Raw genomic sequence first — 19463 nt, 5'->3', positions numbered from 1 at the left:
AACCACTCTGTGATACTTGTTCAGACTCCGCTGGAGCGGAAACAAAGCGCACCGTCAGGCTGAGGTCTAATCTACGTACAGGCTTGGTTATCCCTAGGGGCGAATCAGAGTACCTCACTCCTGACAGGGTCTATCAGCAGTCTCGCTGATGCTGGCGCTTACATACAAGGGGCGTAGCATTCGGGCACAATCCCTGCGACAAAAGCACAATTCTTTTGCCGAATGCTTCGCCCCTACACAAAAATAGTGAGTTTCTATAGGGTGTGTTTGCTTGCAGCAACGCACCCTACGAGGGCTAGTGTGTGTCTGCGATCGCCACATAGCGCAGCAAGATTCGCAAGACTTCTCCGGGGTTGAGCGTCAGCCTGAGTTCTGACTCAGCCGGGGGGATTTCTGGACTCCATAAGCCTGCTTCGGCGTAGTGCAGGTTGTGTAACTGGTGAATTGTGTTTTGCACAAGTGGGGGTGAACCGATTAGCAAATGGCGAATTGGCTCACGGTTGGGGTAGCGCAGGGGCAAGGGCTGTAGCTGTGGCGTGAAAACGGGTGCAGGATTCGGTTGCAGCAGGGTAGGTGCTGCGGTGTGGGTGATGTAGCTGTTGGTCATGGGTTTTCCTTGAGATGAAACGACGGGGAGGAAAACCCAAAAATTTAGCCGCCCCAAACGTCATGACAAACTGGAGCGGCTGAAAATAGGGATAAAATACCTTCAGCCCTCAGACTGCCTCAATCAGTCGAAAGGGTTAGCTGTCGGGAGTTGCTGGTAACAACTTTCGGCAGCGCAACTAAATTTTTGGGTCTGCAACTTGAAAGAACTCATTCTGTCGAAGTCGCATTGCAGAATTAAATCTTATCGGAATAGGGTTAGTCAAGTAGAAAAATTACAACACTCGCAAAATAAATGGGTAGCGATAGGGTCGGTCTAGCTGGGTCAGTGCGTGAACTGTAGCAATGATCGGCATCAGCCAGCTAACAAACAGCGTTAAGAACAACAGTGGCAAGCCGATTCCAATGAAGGACAACAGTAAGAAAAGGAAGATATAGACAACAATATTGATGAAAAAGTTAAGTGCTTCTCTAGCATTTTGCTGCACAATTGGGTCGTCAGAGAGAACCAAAACCGCAATCGGAACTAACAGCGGCAAAACCGCAACATTGAAGAGCAAAACCCCGTGGCTGACGGCTGACAACAGCTTGCGTTTCTCTAGATTAGTCATGGCCCGATTCATCACCCGTTAAGCTGATCACGTAAATTTAATCAGGGGCTCCGCACATTGCGGTAGCCTTAAAAGTCTGTTTTCTCGAAGCGCTTTGCGCTTGCAAAACTAAACTGTCAAATTTATGTGGGTTGATTAATGCTGTGACTTTACCCTTCAAGTGTAGCCAACAGATTGAGAGGCGTCAGATCAGCAATGCCCCAATCGTCAAAGACCTACATCTAATACCACCGTCCGTAGAGTAGCGGCATCGATAGGGGCGAAGCGTTCCGTCACAATCCCTGCCACCAAGGCACAATTCTTTTGCCGAATGCTTCGCCCGTACACCCAATAATGCTTCTTAACGAAACGGCTTTATAAACTGCCGTATTCTGCACGCAACCGGGTTTTCTAACCTTACTCTAGACATCATCCCCAGTGGGAGACGGAGTGAAACAACCGCCTATGACTCCTTGCTCACGTCGCAAATGTAATCCAAATGCAGTTGATCTCACCTGGTCAAAAGACACAGAGCTAATCGGGCTGACCCTACAACTACAGCCCCTCCAGGACAGCTCACTCTACCCGCAATATACGATTGGGCTGCACGCCTGGTTTCTCGATCAGGTCCGTCAGGCTGACCCCGACCTATCTGCCTATATGCACGACGGCGAATCTGAGAAACCTTTCACCATCTCCGGTCTGCAAGGACTCTCCTCTACCTCTAGCCGCTCACATTCGCTGAGTGCCAACCAGACATATGATTGGACAATCACTGCACTCTCCCAACCCGTCGTACAGTGGCTATGGTATATCAGTGGTTTTAGGAGTTTTGTCAGTCAACCAGGTCTACGACTGGAGCCATCGCTTGACCCTTAACCTCATCAATCAAAGACTGAATGCGTTCATAGTGAGCACCCCGCCAGTAGACCTGATCACAGTTCTGGCATTGGGTGAAATCGTCATAGTAAAGATGGGTATAGTAGGGAATTTGGTGTTGGATATCAGCTTTATCCACCCAGATTACTTCACCATTGCAACGAGGACAGCGATGAAGAGGGGCGATCGCAGGATACAGCCTAAACCGCGCTAACACCTCCACTATCTGCTCCTCTGGATTGTGTGAACGAACCGCATACCCATAAGTAACAATGCTTCGCTTCAGTAGTCCCCGGTCTTGAGTCAGGAGAATGCGCTGTTCCTGGCTAGAGGTTTGAGCTAGTTCATCATCGTTGTAGTCATTGCGATAAAGGGTATCGAAGCCCAACAACCGTAAATAGGTTGCCAGCTTGCCCAAATGCACATCCACCACAAAGCGCATCGGCGATAGCGTTGGGGGCTGCACCTGGGAGACGGGTGTGATATCCAACGTGGTGAACTGGGGATAGACACTGATGCGATCGCCCTCCTGCACCAGATAGCCAAAACTAACCGATTCCCCATTCACAATAATCAGGTTAATTTCGGGATGAGGGACTCCTACCGCTTCGATCGCATCTTTGATAGAACCTCGGTCTTTGATATAACGCTCAAATTCCACCTGCCGACGGTGGGGTGGCAGGAAATCATTCAGGCTGCTATAAAAGCGAAAAAAGGCATGGGGCATATTATCGCTGGAGCGTGACGTTGGCTTATCAAATTGCGCTGATCAAATTAGTCCGCATTCACTTCTGATTCTGTATCCTCAAACAAGCGATCGCCTCGGTGTAATCGATATGCCATCTGATAAGTTTGCTCCTGCGATCGCATCGTGGGCGCATGAGCCGCCAGATATCGCGCCGCTGCTACCAGTACAGGTACCCCTTCCACAGGATTGGTGAGTTGAGAATACAGGCGAAATGCCGCTTCCATCGATTGCATCACATGAAAATCTCGATTCTCGCGCAACATTAGTTTTGCCAGCACGGTCATCAGAGCTTTAGGATTGCCACCGCTATAAAGATATTGCGCCACCAATCGACCCGTTTCGTTGACCTGCTGCTGGCGATCGAGCAGGTCAGGCAATTTCTCCAATAAAGATTCAGGATTGGCAACAGTATCTTTAGCGTCCGGTAAGCGCGCAGGCGGCACGTTGAGAAATCGGTTCAAATAAACGCTCATAGCTGCATCAAATACACCCCGAAGTAGCTCAACCGTTGGAACCCGACGAATTCCCTGTAGGACAGCATTCGCAAAGGTAAAGGGATGGTGGGCACTGTTCCAATCTCCATGATCATTATTCGTGTGGAATCGGGCAACGCGCAGGGCAGCTGCATAGGTGACGATTTGGGCTAACTGTTCCTCAGTACAGCCCGACCGCAATGCATCTAACAAACCATTGGCGATCGCCTGAGCATCCTCTCCCAATAACACGGAAAGGAATTCTGGAGGTTGAACCCACTCTCCTCGATGAGATTTTCCAGTTTCTAGCACAGCAGGCAATTGCTCAAATGCCTCTTCTAGAATGGCTACCAAATCCACCGGATATCGCCATGAACTGGCTTCTTCCATGCGCGTTGCATTTGCCAACCCTGCCACAAGACTTGCCAGAACAGGTTCAGCTTCTTGCCAATCGGTTGCCTCGCCGTGCTCCGAAGGAGTAACCGCATCTAATGCCTCTAATGCCTTATTGATAAAATCCAGCACATGCCCCACATCCAGGTAGCGATGATCGGTTGCTGCTGCAAATAACATTTCGGCAATCTGAGTACGACTGATTCCAAGCTCTACTGCGGTCACCAAACACCGTTCAGCCGCCTCGCGATCGCGCTGGTCGATAAACTGACGAAACCAGGCTTTTAAGGTCACAAAATCTAAGTGAGTTGTCGGCAGGGGGTGTACTCGAAAATGAGGAGGAGACCCTGCACTGTCACGCGCAACAGCAGAAAGTCCCTGATAGAGGGCACGGGGGCAATCGCTTTCATCAAGGTAGGGCAGCAGATTCATCATGCAGGTGAGCATGGTTAGCCCCGTATCCCATCCGGTTTTGTTGTAGCGAGTGCCAAAGGACAGCCCGACCTGAAAGGGCTTAGTTGGCGCAATTCCCAAATCTAGTAATGCGATCACTGATTTCGCAATAACCAGTGAAATGCCTTGCTCCAGTCCATCCTGTAATCGTTGCTGATGATGAACTTTGAGGTTATCCAGGGGGGTAACGTCTATCCAAATCTCCCCATCTCGAATCTGTACGGGAAACGATCGCACATCATCTGCCCAAGAATCAAACGTGCCGCCGCTTGCCAAGTCAAACCGAGCATAGTGCCACGGGCACGTGACAATCCCATCCTTACACACACTGCCGTGTAGTGGAAAACCCATGTGTGGACAACGGTTATCGATCGCATAGACGCGATCGTCGCTGTAGAACAGCGCAATGGGTTGCTGGTTTAAACGGACGAGTAACTGTCCTTTTTCCTGAAGTTCTACCAGAGTTGCAGCACGAACAAGTGATTGAGGTCGGTCCGAAATAGATTTCATATTTATAAAGAATTAACTTTATAAATATCCTAAGCAAGTCCCCTTAGTTTGTAAAGACTTTCCTTTAGTTTCTTGACTGCCGCGATCAAGATTGGTTTGGAATTGCTTTGTCAGTCACCACTGTAGACAAAACGATGGAAACTTCGACCGCTCCCAGTTGGAGAAATCGCTCCATCATCCCTTCCAGGTGTTGCATGGAAGGGAGAACTGCTTTCAAGATGTAATATTCGTTGCCCACAACGCGATGGCAACCTGACAAGCTATCCGATTTTTGAAGGGGCTTAGCAATAATCAAGTCCCTTCAAAAATTTATCATGAGGTAATAACAACGTTGAGCTACTTATCCTAACTCACTCATTCTATTTTGCCGCTTAACGCGGTAGTGGTCATAAGCCGCACAAATCCACGCTCCAATTAGCATAAACACATTTTTGTCCCAGTTGCCCTGGTTATTAGGCAATAGTCCACCTGGTCCAATTAGACCAAAAGCCAGAATAAAGCTCAGGAGCATGAGCATCATGATGATGCCAGCCCAGCGCACCCAACGGTTTACTACAAAGGCGGCTCCCACAATCATTTCGACTGCCGGAAGCAGATAGGCATAGGGCAAAGCAAGGAAAGCGGGCAAAGGTCCAACCCCTTGAAATCCCCAGCCCCAGAGAGCTAGCTTGCTCTGTGTCACTGTTTCAAAGAAACCACCTGGGGTGCGAAAGTAGATGTAGTTGGCGATTCCTGAAAGGATAAAAAAGATGCCTAAGAGGACGCGCATGGTGGCGATCGCCGTGATCACCATGCTGCGTTCGCTCTTTAATCCAACTCGCTGATCAAAAGTGTCTTGAAGCATTTGAAATTTTCCTAAAGTATCGGTTTCCCTGTAGAAGCGTTTCGCGAAATACCCCTACAAAATTCATCTATCTAGTTAGCAATGCCTGAAAACACTACTGGCTTTGCTGTAACTGATCTAACAACACAGGTAAACCCGTCGGTCGCAACACCTGACTAAATTGATTGGGCTGGATTGCTCGCCAAAACAATGCACTGCTACTGATTACCACCAAAACGGCCGCAATATCTCCCAACCGTTGCAATAGATGAAGGGAAGGTTGACTGGATAGGTTAGGTTGACTGTGACGGCTAAAAACTTCATAGGTGAGCCAATCTACCGTCGCCCTAAAGTTGTGAATAGGGGTTGGCAAAAGCTCTAAATAGGTGCCCTGACGAATCAAATGCCCCGATCGCCCAGAAATGATAAAGCGATCGAATAAATTAGCAGCTGCCTCCCCTAATCCTAGTTTCATCAAGGTTCCTCGAAGGGTAACTTTGACGGGTTTAAGAGGTTTGTTTTGCACCATTGCCATCACATTGTGGGCAATTGTAGCCCCCTGCTGGTAAGCAACTTGCGCTGTTGCAGGTAGCATCATGTCCAGTGCCGCATTATCCCCACCTACAAACACCTCCGAAAAATCAGGTAGCTGCATGGTGGGCGTAATTCGCAGGCGACCAGAGCGATCGCGCCGGTCAGCAGGAATGTCTAGTTGCTTGAGCAAAGGGTGAACGGCAGTTCCGGCTGTCCAGATAATTGTCGCCGCATCAAGCTTGTTCTCATGTCCCTGCTGCTTGTATTGCAAACACTCTGGATGAATGGCGCTGACTGTTGCTTCTGTCACAAGTTGCACGGGAATGGTGCGCTTCTTCAACGCTTTTTCAGCTACTTCCCGCAAATGACTATTAATGTCTCCTTTAAGAATTTCCTTACTACGATTGAGGATAAAAATTTGAATTTCTTCAGGGTTACCATTGAGCTTTCGATACCACTGGGGCAACAAGTCTGCTAAGGTAGCAGCCATTTCTACACCAGACGGACCTGCTCCGGCGATCGCCACCGTCAACAGGACGCGACGACGCTCTAGATCATCGGTTTGACTTGCCTGCTGGAGACACGCTCGCAAGTGCCGTCCCAGCGATAGTGCATCCTCACCCGTGCGAAATGCAAAGGTGTAGTCTTCTGCTCCAGGAATGCCAAAGTAGTTTGTTGTACTTCCCAATGCCAGCACAAGATGTCCATAACTATATTGCAATCCAGAGGCTAACTTAACCTGTCGCTGATGCAGATCAATCCCCTGAACCGTATCCTGCACAAACGTGATGCCGTCACAATCTAGCAGTTTTGCATAGCGAGGTTGAACCTGGCTATCGGCCATTTCACCACTCAACAACTCATATAGGAGTGGCTTAAACACAAATCGGTCCGCTTGTTCGATCAAAACAATGGGTCGAGAGTGTCGGTGATGGCAAAGGTGTAATGCCGTCAGCAATCCAGTAAAACCACCACCTAAGATCACGGTTGGACTTAACGGATTCATGATCTCCCCATCTAACTAGAGAACTGGGAATCGGTTAGCAAAAGATACAACATACTTTGGGTGGAATAGAAACTGTAGGTTGGGTGGAACAGAGCGTAACCCAACACGGGCTTGAATTTTGTTGGGTTACGCTACGCTTCACCCAACCTACGCCTTTTTGGAGTAGGAACTAGGAACCAGTGAACTGTTAGCAGTGTCAATTGAGGCTATTGAATGCTGGCGCTGCTTGAACCTCCCAGGACGGCATAGCCCATTGTTGCGTTAGCCGTGCGACACCAAATTGAGACGGATTTGAACTCTGATAGATTAACCGAATCTGGAATGGGATAGCGCTGTTCACCCGTGACACTTTGCAGCGCACCCAAGTTTACAAAGCTACCAAAACTAGAGTAGCTACCTGGTGGAACTTCAGAAGTTTCTAGAACGACGTGTAGATCAGGAGCCATATCGGTGGTACTGAAGGCGGAATCTAATACAACATATCTTTGTCCGTCTTCTTCAATAATTTGGGCTGTCCCCGTAGTGGGTGCCTCTGCTGCAACAAAAGTTCCAGCTAGGGCAACGATAGACTCACTTTGAGCAATTAGGCTTTCGGTTGCAATGACCGATCCGAAGGTTCCATGAACAGGATTAGCAATGGTGGCAGCAGCAGCGGCAATTGAAAGTGCTGACGCTAAAACTGAAACCATGCCAAATTTCACAATTGAATGGTGCTTAATTGATTTGATCTTCATGCAGAAACCTCTCTTAGTTAGAATGTTTTTGGAATGATCTGTTGCTTGGGCGATCGGACTAACCGTTAGAATGCACGGCGAAACTGAGAGTTGCCTGAGTTAGCCCTGAGAGTTCTCAGAAAAGATCATCAACAGGAAGTTCCTTTTCCTTGTAGATACAAGCAGCCTTGAGGTAACGCAAGACTTGAACGAAGTATCTGTGCTTAAGTCAGCTCTGTGGAAAAAGATGAAATCGAAGTTAAGGAAAAACTTATTTAATAGACTCCCTGCATGAATCATTTTTTGAAGCGTGAATGGGGCAAACTGAAGCCCCAGGTCGCCCACGACTTCATCCAGTCTCATGTTTTTACTGGTTATTTTGGCTAAATCGTAGGCTAAACGAGTGACTCTGTCGACGCATTTCTAAAAGCTGCTGTGTATACACAACGCTTTTTCTTTGTCACCTGTAATGCCATATAGCAAGTAAGTTTGCTCTTAAAGTTCTCCTTATCTTCAAGTGAAAGATAGACCTAAGCAATAGGAATATTTGACAGAATGCCTAGAAGCTCTGGGTAAATTGATGAATGTAGAACCTCACCATCCCATTTCTATTCTGCGTCGTTGGAGAATGTCATCTCCGCACTTTGCAACCCTGGTTATGTTGGGGATTGTGGTGTTGTCAGGCGCAATTACGGCTGCCTGGTTTGCTGGAGAGGGTACGATTAGCACGCTTTTTCAGCAGTTGGATCAGCTTCAGGCAAGCTCACCCATGTGGATTGAAGCGCCAATGATGGTTGGGAACTACCTGCTGTTTTGGACGGTAGCGCTGATGCTCGTCGTGATTGCTATCACCAAGATATCTCCACGACCGCGTACCTGGTCAAGAACAATTGTAGTAGGCATTCTGTTAATTCTAGCTATCCGCTATTTGCTGTGGCGATCGCTCTCCACCCTCAACCTCAGCACACCTCTAAATGGAGTATTCAGCATCAGCTTATTTTTAATGGAGCTGATGCTGCTGAGCGGCGGCATTATTCAACTCATGTTGTTATTGCGAACCAACGATCGCCGTCCTGAAGCCGATCGCCTTTCGCAAGCGGTGATCAATAAGACCTATTTACCTACTGTTGATATCTTAATTCCTACCTATAACGAACCTAGCTTTATCCTGCGGCGCACGATAATTGGCTGTCAGGCGTTGGACTATGAGGCAAAAACGATTTATTTGCTCGATGATACTCGACGACCGGAAGTGGAGGCATTGGCGACAGAGTTAGGCTGTGAATATCGGACGCGCCCCAACAATCGCCATGCTAAAGCTGGGAGTCTGAATTATGCGATCGCCCACACCCGCAGCGAACTCATCGTGATCTTTGACGCTGACTTTGTGCCCACCCGCAACTTTCTCACCCGCACGCTTGGCTTCTTTCAAGATCCTCAGGTGGCACTGGTGCAAACTCCTCAAACCTTCTACAATCCTGACCCGATCGCCCGTAACCTTGGCTTAGAGAATACGCTTACGCCTGACGAAGAGGTGTTTTATCGCCAGATCCAGCCGATCCGGGATGGTGTGGGAGGTGTAATTTGTGCAGGAACATCCTTTGTGGTGCGGCGATCGGCATTAATCGCAACCGGATGCTTTGTCACGGAGTCGTTAAGTGAGGACTACTTTACCGGAATTCGATTAGCGGCAAGTGGCTATCAGGTTCTTTACTTGAATGAAAAGCTAAGTGCAGGACTGGCGGCTGAAAATATTGCAGTTCAGGCACTCCAGCGAACCCGTTGGGCACAGGGAACGTTGCAAGCCTTTTTCATCAAATCCAACCCACTCACAATTCCAGGGTTAAATCTGTTGCAACGATTGGCACATTTGGAAGGACTGCTGCACTGGTTCACCAGTCCGGCACGGGTTGGGTTGTTGTTTGTGCCTCTGGCTTATGCCTTTCTGGGTGTGATTCCGGTTCGAGCCACAGGAGCAGACGTGCTGTATTTCTTCATTCCCTTCTACCTGGTGCAAATTAGTACCTTCTCCTGGCTCAACTCACGATCGCGCTCCGCCGTGCTATCTGACGTTTACTCACTGGTGTTAGCGTTTCCGCTAGCAATTACCGTGTTTAAAGTCATGCTCAATCCCTTTGGCAAAGGTTTTAAGGTGACTCCCAAAGGAGGAGTAAGCGATCGCTTCTCCTTTAACTGGCAGCTAGCCTTTCCACTGATTGCCATGTTTTTGGTGACGGCAATCAGTTTGTGGATGAACCTGGGCACTTATCTGATCATGGGAACCTGGCAGCCCAGTATGCCCGTAGAAGTGGCGGAACAGTTGAAGGGGATCGGTTTGGGCTGGGTGTGGAGTGCTTACAATCTGCTGATGTTAAGCATTGCCCTGCTGATTTTGGTAGATGTGCCTCGCACTAGTCCCTATGAATGGTATAACTTGCGCCGCACCGCACGGATTCAAGTGGGTGAACAAATGCTTTGGGGATTCACCACTGCAATCTCAGAAATTGGAGCAGAGATTGCATTAACTCAAACTAACCATCTAGCTATGAGTGAAGTAAAAACGTTACCTGTGCAAATAACTTTGATGGAAGAAGAATTAACCTTTCCGGGGCAAATTGCGCGGACTGATCTGAGCAATGAATATCCAATTGTGCAAGTTTTGTTTGAAGCTCTCACCCTGGATCAACAGAGAGGATTAGTAGAACTGTTATATTGCCGTCCGGGGCAGTGGAAGAGTCGCTGCTCTCCCGGAGAGTTAGAATCTCTGGGGTTGCTGCTTAAAATCCTGCTTAAACCGCGATTCCTATTTGACCGTCAGGCAAATGTTAGAGCGATCGCCGTTGCCCACGTTGATTGAGGTAAAAAATTTATGGAAACCGCAGATTTAATTGTGATTGGCAGTGGTCAGGGTGAAATTCCACTTGCGGCTGCTTTTGCTAAAGACGGACGAAAGGTTATCTTATTTGAACGCGATGCACTGGGTGGAAGCTGCGTTAACTACAGCTGTATGCCTTCTTGCCCCAATGCGTAACCCAATCGCATTTTCAAACTCACGTTGTTTAAGAGGTTTTAACCAATGAAATTTGCTCCATTGAGTATCCTTGCCAGTTTTCTTATCTTATCTGTAGGCTGTGCTGAACAAGCTGTTGAACAGCCTGTGAGCGAGACCGCAAGTCCTTCCCCTAGCGCAGAGGTTACGGCTTCGACGGATGCACCTGCCGCGTCGGAGGCTTCCACAAAATCTGGTACCTTTGTGCCCGGAGAAGCCCCAACCGAAGGAATGGTTCAAATTGTAACTGAAAATAGTGAACGTTATTTAGAGCTAGATGAATCCTTCAAAACCAGCGATCAAGGGCCAGACCTATTTGTAATTCTGCATCGTTCTGATGATGTGTTGGCAACGACTGAGCCACCTGCTTATCCCTTACAAGAGGGGGATTATGTCATTCTGGCTCCGCTTGAGGAGTTTACTGGCGCTCAGCGCTACCTAATTCCTGAAGAGGTAAATCTAGACGATTACAAATCTGCTGCAATTTGGTGTCGCCAGTTTAACGCCACATTTGGGGTAGCTAAGTTTGAAGGTTAGAAACAGCGAGAATGAACTACCCCCGACGGACAGCCCTACAGCTTCACTGGAATTATTGTCGAGCAACAGGTGACATAGCTCCGGCTCATCGTACTGACTTTTAGCAGGGCATTCAAATTTGGCTACTTGGTGTCTTTGCCCTGGCACATCTGCGAGTGTACAACATTTATTAGGTAAGAGTTTTAAGCTAATTACTCTTCGTTGCAGCAACGCTCGCATCACCTCTTTTACTGATCAGTCACATCATCGTTTGATTGCTAAATTTCTGTTTTAGCAGAGCGCGAAAGTTTTTCTTCTTAACAGGTTCTTGCAAAACCTCTGAAAGCGATCGCCACAGTTCGGCACCTGCTTCTCGAATGTAACAATCGTCATAACCTGCTTCTTTGGCGATCGCCCTATATTCCCTACCGTTCCAGGAATGATGGAATACCAATGTTTTGACCGAGGTTAATGTCCCTGGTGGTAAAATCCGTTCTACAATTTCCAAGGCTTCTTGGGAAGTCATAATTCAACCTCTAATTTTGATGGGATATGAGCTTGAGCTTTGGCTTCGATGAGAAGGTATCTTGCGGCTCAGGCAGGCACTCGTTGATATATATCTGCATCATTGGATTAAGACTGAAGTGAGCTCCCTGCCGCTGTAGCAACGATCGCCGATTGAGCGAATCTAGTCCCTCTAGCAAGTATGGTTGATTGCTTAATAGAGCAATATCCTTGCAGAACTGCGATATTGAGACTGGTGTCTGATGAAGAGCCAAATAACAAGCTAATTCTCGTTCTACTTCAGAGAGTCGATTGAACTGTTGGCTGAGTAGATCACGCAGATCGCCAAACAACAACTGCCCATGATTGAGATATCGAAGATAGTTAGAAATACGACCGTTGAAATAGTCTTGAATACAAACCACGACCACTTTTAACGCTAATGGATTTCCAGCAAACAGTTCAACAAGCGATCGCCACTCGTCTGTAGATCCAACTAGTTCACTGTGGTTGCCAAACATCTGTTGACATTCCAATAGTGATAAGCCGTTGAGTTGAAGCGATCGAATATAAGATTCTCGTTCAAGTCCAATCGCTCTTGGCTTTTCTCGGCTGGTGATGATTAAACAACTTTGGTGAGGAACTTCTGCAACAATTCGCAGCAATTCACCATAGGCTTCATATCCTGGGCGACAATAGCCTGCATACTGCCTGCCACACAAAACTGCATCAAAGTGATCAAACACTAATAAACAGCGGTGTTTCTGGAGCTGTTCGATTAGCATCCCTTTCAATTCTTCAATATGAGTTGGTAGTTGGAAATTTTCCTCCGTTCGTTTACTCAGACACTGAAGAATGCTGGTCAAAACGGTCGGAATCGTCGGAATATGGTGAAGGCACCTCCAAATCACAAACTCAAACTCAGGCTGGGCTGCCTTCACTAGCATGGTTGCTAACGCCGTTTTTCCGACCCCTGCAATTCCTAAGACCTGCACGAATCGACAATGCTCAGTAATGACTGCTTGATTAAGCTGAGTTAACTCATGAACCCGCCCACTGAGGTGAGCTTCATCCACTGCTTCACTCCAATCCTGATGCTTAACTGGAGAGACTACCTTTAAAGATGCTGTTGCGGGTGCGTTCACAGATGGCTGAACTTCAGTAGATTGGTGACATAAACCTGCATGAGCATAATCCCCCTCCTCAAGCTGGATCTGTAATATCCGAAAAATGAGTTGGATCGATCGCTTGTCTACTCCGTTTTCGCCGTTAAGAATCTTTCTAACCGTTATCGGGTGAATGCCTTCAGGTTCACTCAATTGGACCCGCTCTGCGATTGTCCGAGGGCTTTGCCGCAATCGAGTTTGAATTTCTAGCTGCTTAATTTGTTCCTGTAGCTTTTGCAAACCCACAGTAGTCAAGACAAAACCACGGTATCTTTGAGGGCTACGCAGAGTTTTTGCCATTACGGATCTACCCCAAGCATTTCTAACAATTGTCGTTATCATGACTTGTTCTTCTTAGAAGAAGATTAATTTAGAAACAAATTACTTTCCGATTTTGGAAAAGCAAAAAATTGCATTAAGAAGTTGGGATAATAAGTCTTTTCAAGTTACCCTATTGAACTCTTACCCAACCTTTTAACCAGTTCCTTTGCATGGGAAAAATGAGTTCACAAATTGTTCCTTTGGGGTAATGCGATCGCCTCTGAAACCGTCCTCCTAGTTCCCGAGCAATAACTTTTGCTTGTTTCGTTCCCTGTCCTTCGTGAACAGATGCAGAACCCAAACCATTATCAGTGACTCGCAATACGTAATTATTTCCATCCCGGAGGCACATTACATCTAAACGAGTCGTACCTATTGCGTGCTTCCCCACGTTCCACAACGCTTCCTGCAGGAATAGGCATAATCCTCGTTTTTGTTTGACACTGAAATGATTACGCTTGAGAACTTCAAAATCGGGTGAAATATAGGTTTGAATGTCAACGAAACCAGGAGCCTGTATCTCCAGGGTATAGTTGTAGACTTGATAAAGCAGTTCTGAAATTGGGGCTTGTAGATCTAGAATCAGGTTTCCTTTCAGATAAAGTCTGTCGCTGCGGGTTAACATCTCCTGCCGCATATGTTGAAAAATACTGCGTAGCTCCTCGTTCAGAGACTGTAATTGCTGCTGTAACTCTCCAGGTGAATTGCTCTCGTCCAAACTTCTGAGGACAACAGCCAAATGTTGTAATGGACCATTGTGAATGGCTTCATACATCCGTTCAACTGCAACGCGACGATACTCCAGTTCAAACCGTAGGTTACGCTCTAGAAAAGCTGTAACCAATCCGGCTCCATTCAGTGCTAGTCCCGCTGGCACTAAAGGAATCCACCATCCAAGGATTAAGGCAAAAAAGCTAATACCGATCAGGATAGCTGTGGCGACCACAAGGCTTAATACGCTTCTCCAGGGAGATTGCAGCAGGATTTCTAACATAATTCCTAGCAATCCCCAAGAGGCAATCCACAGATACTCCCAAGCATCAGCCCAAACTCGAAGCTGGGGCTGTCGTGTAAGTGCTATGTTAATGATCTGGTTTGCGGCATGAGCCTGTACCTCTACGCCATAGATGAGTTGAGTTGCTGGAATTAGTCTACTAATCAGGCGAGACGATAACGTTTCTCTCAAAGCAGAGGTAAAAAACACATCTTTGACGCTGGGAGCAGTCATTCCAATGATCACAATGCGATCGCGAATCCACTCTGGTGCAAAGTTTTGTTGTAGAACATCGGTTAATGAGAGCGTTTGAAAGAGGCTCTGGGCGGCACAAAAATTAAACAGTGCTTGATGACCCATTGTTTTAGCCCGAATGTAACCTCCAGAGCTAGCTTGAAATTGACTCAGCTCAGAGGTACCCAATTGAATTGATTTACTGGTGAAGTTTTCAGCTTGAAATGGAATATTTTGACTTGCAAGATACCTCTGCGCCAGCTGTAGTGCAAACGAATACAGCATTCCTCGCTCAGTTTGACTTGCCAAAACCATTCGGCGTAGTTTGCCATCTTCATCGACGCTAACATCAACAAAACCAATTCGCTCTGATGGCAGCATAGAGGGTGGCTTAATGTTTAAGCTTGGTTCTGGATTTAATGCCATCTCAACCCCAACCAGGTTTAAATTTTGAGCAAGCATCTGGGCAAGCGCGTCGTGCCCAGGCTGTACGGGCATATCTCGAAACAAACCTAGCCCAATCACAGCGGGGCTATAACGTTGTAGTGTCTTTAGCAAATCTACTAGTGTTTGATCGGGAATAGGGAAGCCCCCAACCCTATCGAGATCTGCTTCATCAATTCCCACAATCACAATGAAATGCTCCGCCGTTGAAGAGGAGCAGCGGCTTGATAGGGAATCGAATGCCATCCATTCTTGAATTTGTAATAGCCCAGTCCAGCGAATTAGCAGCACAAGGACGATGATCAGTAGCCCTGGCAAAGCAACTTCACACCAAACGATTGCCTGTTGTCTAAACCGTTGCCAGAGCGCAATTAACACATCAGCTGATTAAACCTACTTTTCGGGCTGCAATCTGAATCTGAATCCGTAAATCTTGATTAGGATGATCATAAACATTCAGAGCATCTTGAATTCTAAGCCAATAATTGCGAATGGTGCGATCGCTGATTCCCATCCGTTCTGCGATCGCTTTATCAGACAAGCCCTCCTGATATTTGAGCATTAGAACTTCCAGCCATCGTCGGTCGAACTCTGGGCGCGATCGCACCTCTGAAGGTAAATAAATTGAACCTCGTAAGGCTAAATCTACATACTTCAACATCTCTCGAACCGGCAGGGATTTATCCAATGCTACAAAGCCACCTTCATAAATATGAATAGCAGGCTTAAGCCGTAGCAAAGGTTTCACATTAACACTCAACACCATGAGGTTAGGTGCTGGATCAGTACGCATGAGTAACTCTAGAAGTTGAAGCCCAACTTCAGTACTGGGAACAGTAGCAGGAGAGGCAGGTAAACCGAGATCAACTACAACAAACTCTGGGCAACATCGTTTGATGCACTGTTTTGCTTCTTGCTGACTTTTTGCCGTTAAAATCTCAACCGTTGGATACTTTGTCTGAAGCGCAGGAACTGTGCCCTCCAAAATAGCTTCGTGGTCATCAATAACCAGAAATCGACGTAGTGTTGGATTGGCGCTGCTTGACTGCATAGACAGAATAGAGGGTTGCTGGTGAGATATGGGAACAAGGAATGTAAGTCACTAAGCAGCAGAACCTAGAGAGGCAATCGCCCCCGTCTCATTCTCATCTTGGCAGTCTACTCTAACTGGCAACTTTAAAGCATAAGATAACGGTGAACTTAAGCATTATTTCAAGACCTCAAAACAGATCAGCGCAATACCATCTTTGTTGAAGCGGGGTGTCCCTACAAATTTGCAATACCCCGCTTCAACGCCAGGAGTACAGCTTGAGTGCGATCGCTCACCCCTAATTTACTTAAGATATTGTTTACATGATATTTGACGGTGTTTTCTGCAATGTGCAAACTATCTGCAACATCTTGATTACTTTTGCCCTGTGCCATTAGTTGCAGCACTTCCCGTTCACGATCGCTCAACTGAGGATGACTCAACCGTTCTGCGAGTTTTGCGCCGACTTCAGGCGGGATGTATTGTTTCCCCATATGAACCGTGCGAATTGCTTTGAGCAATTCATCCAGGGGAGCATCTTTAAGGATATAGCCCTTTGCCCCAGCTTGCAGTCCCCGATAGATATCTTCGTCAGTATCATAAGTTGTCAAAATGACAATGCGGGCATTAGGCGAATCTTGGCGAATCTTGGCAATTACCTCTACGCCGTTCATGTCGCCCAAACGTAAATCCATCAGGGTTACATCGGGTTGATGTTCACGAAATTGGGCGCTCGCCTCAATGCCAGTGCTAGCTTCAGCTACCATTTCCATGCCTGATTCATACTTGACCATCAGCACTAAGCCATTACGAACAATAGGATGGTCATCAACAATCAAAATCCGAATCGGCTTAGAGGGTATCATGATGACTCCAAAGGTACTTGAATGCAAATATTAGTGCCTTGTTCTAGTTGGCTCTGAATAGTCAAATTGCCGTTAATGCGATCGGCTCGTTCAGACATACTAATCAGTCCAAAACCACCCGTATCATTAGGAAATAAGAAGCCACGCCCATTGTCTTGAATGCATAAACTGACCCATTCAGCCTCGTAGGTTAGCATCACTTGAAGTTGAGTCGCACAGGCGTGTTTAAGCGTATTGGTGATAGCTTCTTGCCCGACCCGCAGCAAATTTTTACCAATTAGTGGAGAAAGTAGACGAGGGTCTCCTACAATCTGCATTTGAACTTGAATGTCAGTCCCTTGAGTCATTTGTTCAACGTATTGGGAGAGCTTTGTAGCTAGGTCGGCAAATTCTTCTGCTGTTGGATGCAATGCCCAAACTGACTGCCGCGCTTTAGATAGGGCTGTATTCGCAAGTTCCATGACGCGGTCGAGAATTTGTGACACCTCATCTGGGCTATGTTGAGCGATGCGTTTCGCTACACCCAGTTGAATCGAAATCGCTGTGAAAGCTTGAGCCAGCGTGTCATGAATCTCGCCTGCCCAACGGTTACGTTCTTGGGCGATCGCTGCCCGTTGAGCCTCTTCTGCCAGTCGAGTTAGCTCTAGAGCCAGTACCGCTTGGTTAGCCAGAGCGTGAGCGAGTTCAGCCTCCTCTGGAGTAAAGCAGTGGCGATCGCCAAATCGCAGCACCAGGATTCCCCGCAGCTCGTCATCTAAAAACATAGGAACTTTCAACGCCGCTTTAATCTGCCGCTGTTTAAAGTAATCTCGATACTGCTCGTAGGCAGGTTGAGTCTCAAAATCTTCCTCGTAATCTGCGACAATCTCACGTTTTCGCAAGTGAGCCAATATATCTTGATTCCGAATTTTCTTAGCCACTTCCAGACTGCCACCGGGATGAGATGCCTCTGATCGCAGTCTAATCCTGTCATCTTCGTAGGAGACAAACAGGCGAAAGATGCCCTCCTCATAGCGCCAAAGCCCTGCTTCTGAAGCTGCAAACCGTTTGGTACAAACCGTTAACAGATGTCCCAAAAACTTTTCTAACTCTGGTTCTTCTGCCAATTTTCGCAGTGAAGCTTGCAGAACTTTGTTTGCTTCACTAAGTTCTACAACTCGCTTTTGTGCGGCTTGCTCTTGCTCGTGGATAGATTCCTCCCGCTGCCTGTATTCGAGCACCTCTGCTTGCAGTGCAGCATAGGCTGCTTCCAGATCTAAATTGTAGGGTGAGGTAAGCGATTGTGAGGAGGTGAGTTGCGATCGCAACATTGCATTCTCCGACTCTAGGGCAGCGATGCGTTCCTCAAGTTGAGCAATCTGTTGATCCTGTTCGGAGTGGGAGTTTGACACAGTTTTACAATAAACCTATTCACTTCTACTCTTACCTAACTGCCAATCTAGCCACAACCCTTCACTCGCCCATCGCAACCTAACAACTCAAAGACTAATCAAAAGTTGAGGGATCAACCCATCCTTAGGAGTAGGTCAAACTTGGCGTTTTGAAAGGGCCACAATAATCCTACAAGCGGGTGACATGTAGCATCTGACTTTGTAAGCTTTCAGAAACTAGATCAATCGTTGTAGCCCAGGTTATGTAGATGTTATCTAAACCCTAACGTAATAGAAATACAGAGAAAACTGGTACAGCTTGCTTCTAGAATGGAGTACAAGACGAATGCAACCCCGTCTCCCCAATGCTTCAAGCAGGGTAGAATTAACTCATATTTTGATAGTTGGGCAAGGTGCGACAGTAGATGCAATCAAAATAGAACTTTGTCGGCAAGGCTATCAGGTTGATACGCTCGATAGCAACAAATTGACACTCCTCACTACTCACAAGATGCATTCCGACCTTGTGATTTTAGATGGACGGCACTCAACCCTAGTGAGTCTTGATATTTGTCGTTACTTGCGGCAGTTAAGCCAAGTACCGATTATTTTATTAGCTTCTACTTATGAGCTGATTGACTCTAACGCTGGGTTCGAGGCTGGAGTTGATGACTGCATCTATCATCCATTTGAGATTGAAGAGCTATTAACCAGGATTCGGGTACGCTTGCGCTACGTCCATAAGGAAAAACCACCTATTTTACAGTTTGACAAGTTGACATTGAATTATCAGAAACGCGAAGTGCATTGGAGCGACCAAGAGATCAGATTAACGTCTAAAGAATTTGACTTACTCAAATATCTAATGGTTCGCTATCAGCAGGTCGTTCCTCGATATGAACTGATGGAGCATCTTTGGGGATCGAAGTACAATGTATCTTCTAACGTGGTTGAAGCTTACATTTGCCGATTACGTTTCAAGTTAGAACAATATAGTCAGGAGCGTCTAATTCAAACTGTGTATGGAGTCGGGTACAGGCTGTATTACGGAAATTGTCAGGACTGAGTATCAAATATTGCCTCTTTTTCATAAAAGTATCTTTCCTCTCCTTTCCTTTGTTAAGTAGCAGCGTTGCTTTATCTCTTGATGACTCTGCTCAATCAGATTCTCTCTGCAATCTCCTACCTCATGTTCAACCGCTTCTTCCAGTTCTTCCTCAATCGCTCTGAGATAGCAGGTG

General features: G+C 46.9%; 19 protein-coding genes. 5 read left to right on the top strand and 14 right to left on the bottom strand.

Annotation, left to right across the window (positions count from 1 at the left end; all coding sequences use genetic code 11):
* Positions 1-295 precede the first annotated feature (295 nt).
* Both H6F93_RS21405 and H6F93_RS21400 read right to left on the bottom strand, forming a co-directional pair.
* A complete protein-coding gene (locus H6F93_RS21405; RefSeq protein ID WP_190685068.1) occupies positions 296-607 on the bottom strand; it encodes a hypothetical protein in 312 nt (103 codons plus the stop codon).
* A gap of 274 nt (positions 608-881) precedes the next feature.
* Positions 882-1217, bottom strand: a complete 336-nt coding sequence (locus tag H6F93_RS21400; protein ID WP_190685063.1) for a DUF4870 domain-containing protein — start codon at positions 1215-1217, stop codon at positions 882-884.
* 444 nt (positions 1218-1661) lie between these two features.
* Here H6F93_RS21400 and H6F93_RS21395 point away from each other — a divergent pair, with 444 nt between their 5' ends.
* Positions 1662-2075: a hypothetical protein gene (locus tag H6F93_RS21395; protein WP_190685059.1), complete on the top strand. Its 414-nt coding sequence runs from the start codon at positions 1662-1664 to the stop codon at positions 2073-2075.
* On the opposite strand, the gene H6F93_RS21390 is transcribed toward H6F93_RS21395, so the two are convergent.
* The 6 genes from H6F93_RS21390 to H6F93_RS21365 all read right to left on the bottom strand — a co-directional run bounded on the left by H6F93_RS21390 (position 2032) and on the right by H6F93_RS21365 (position 7749).
* Positions 2032-2802, bottom strand: a complete 771-nt coding sequence (locus H6F93_RS21390) for a Mut7-C RNAse domain-containing protein (protein WP_190685055.1) — start codon at positions 2800-2802, stop codon at positions 2032-2034. The two genes, H6F93_RS21395 and H6F93_RS21390, sit on opposite strands and share 44 nt — an antisense overlap.
* 47 nt (positions 2803-2849) lie before the next feature.
* Positions 2850-4652, bottom strand: a complete 1803-nt coding sequence (locus H6F93_RS21385) for a Rieske (2Fe-2S) protein (RefSeq protein WP_190685052.1) — start codon at positions 4650-4652, stop codon at positions 2850-2852.
* An 85-nt stretch (positions 4653-4737) separates the two neighbouring features.
* The gene (locus tag H6F93_RS21380; RefSeq protein WP_190685049.1) at positions 4738-4947 is read right to left on the bottom strand and encodes an Lrp/AsnC ligand binding domain-containing protein; all 210 of its coding nucleotides are present in this window, start codon (positions 4945-4947) and stop codon (positions 4738-4740) included.
* Positions 4948-4992: 45 nt separating this feature from the next.
* Positions 4993-5496, bottom strand: coding sequence for a MauE/DoxX family redox-associated membrane protein (locus H6F93_RS21375; RefSeq protein WP_190685046.1), 504 nt, complete (start codon positions 5494-5496; stop codon positions 4993-4995).
* A gap of 94 nt (positions 5497-5590) precedes the next feature.
* A complete protein-coding gene (locus H6F93_RS21370; RefSeq protein WP_190685043.1) occupies positions 5591-7015 on the bottom strand; it encodes an NAD(P)/FAD-dependent oxidoreductase in 1425 nt (474 codons plus the stop codon).
* Positions 7016-7221: 206 nt separating this feature from the next.
* On the bottom strand, positions 7222-7749 hold the full coding sequence (locus H6F93_RS21365) for a DM13 domain-containing protein (protein ID WP_190685039.1): 528 nt from the start codon (positions 7747-7749) through the stop codon (positions 7222-7224).
* Positions 7750-8275: 526 nt separating this feature from the next.
* Between H6F93_RS21365 and H6F93_RS21360 the strand changes: the two genes are divergently transcribed.
* Genes H6F93_RS21360 through H6F93_RS21350 form a run of 3 tightly spaced genes read left to right on the top strand, consistent with a single transcriptional unit; the run spans position 8276 to position 11314 of the window.
* A complete protein-coding gene (locus H6F93_RS21360; protein ID WP_524537991.1) occupies positions 8276-10585 on the top strand; it encodes a glycosyltransferase family 2 protein in 2310 nt (769 codons plus the stop codon).
* A gap of 12 nt (positions 10586-10597) precedes the next feature.
* A complete protein-coding gene (locus H6F93_RS21355) occupies positions 10598-10759 on the top strand; it encodes a hypothetical protein (RefSeq protein WP_199313875.1) in 162 nt (53 codons plus the stop codon).
* 45 nt (positions 10760-10804) lie between these two features.
* Positions 10805-11314 (top strand): DM13 domain-containing protein, encoded by a 510-nt coding sequence (locus tag H6F93_RS21350; RefSeq protein WP_190685036.1) that lies wholly within the window; start codon positions 10805-10807, stop codon positions 11312-11314.
* Positions 11315-11552: 238 nt separating this feature from the next.
* Here the strand turns inward: H6F93_RS21350 and H6F93_RS21345 are convergent, their stop codons facing one another.
* From H6F93_RS21345 to H6F93_RS21320, 6 genes are all read right to left on the bottom strand, one after another.
* On the bottom strand, positions 11553-11819 hold the full coding sequence (locus tag H6F93_RS21345; RefSeq protein WP_190685033.1) for a helix-turn-helix domain-containing protein: 267 nt from the start codon (positions 11817-11819) through the stop codon (positions 11553-11555).
* Between the two features lie 10 nt (positions 11820-11829).
* Positions 11830-13263 (bottom strand): NB-ARC domain-containing protein, encoded by a 1434-nt coding sequence (locus tag H6F93_RS21340; RefSeq protein WP_190685030.1) that lies wholly within the window; start codon positions 13261-13263, stop codon positions 11830-11832.
* A gap of 151 nt (positions 13264-13414) precedes the next feature.
* Positions 13415-15334 (bottom strand): CHASE2 domain-containing protein, encoded by a 1920-nt coding sequence (locus H6F93_RS21335; protein WP_190685027.1) that lies wholly within the window; start codon positions 15332-15334, stop codon positions 13415-13417.
* 1 nt (position 15335) lies between these two features.
* Positions 15336-16007 carry a sigma factor-like helix-turn-helix DNA-binding protein gene (locus H6F93_RS21330; RefSeq protein WP_190685024.1) on the bottom strand — a complete coding sequence of 224 codons (672 nt, stop codon included), beginning with the start codon at positions 16005-16007 and terminating at the stop codon, positions 15336-15338.
* Positions 16008-16222: 215 nt separating this feature from the next.
* Positions 16223-16852, bottom strand: coding sequence for a response regulator (locus H6F93_RS21325; RefSeq protein WP_190685021.1), 630 nt, complete (start codon positions 16850-16852; stop codon positions 16223-16225).
* Positions 16849-18243 (bottom strand): histidine kinase, encoded by a 1395-nt coding sequence (locus H6F93_RS21320; protein WP_190685018.1) that lies wholly within the window; start codon positions 18241-18243, stop codon positions 16849-16851. Before H6F93_RS21320 ends, H6F93_RS21325 begins: the two co-directional genes overlap by 4 nt.
* A 325-nt stretch (positions 18244-18568) precedes the next feature.
* Between H6F93_RS21320 and H6F93_RS21315 the strand changes: the two genes are divergently transcribed.
* Positions 18569-19288 (top strand): response regulator transcription factor, encoded by a 720-nt coding sequence (locus tag H6F93_RS21315; RefSeq protein WP_190685015.1) that lies wholly within the window; start codon positions 18569-18571, stop codon positions 19286-19288.
* Positions 19289-19463 lie beyond the last annotated feature (175 nt).

Source organism: Leptolyngbya sp. FACHB-671, assembly GCF_014695745.1.
In the GTDB taxonomy this organism is placed as follows: Bacteria; Cyanobacteriota; Cyanobacteriia; order Elainellales; family Elainellaceae; genus JAAUTN01.
Note: the sequence above shows the minus strand (reverse complement) of the source record. Positions and strands in the feature narration are given on the sequence as shown.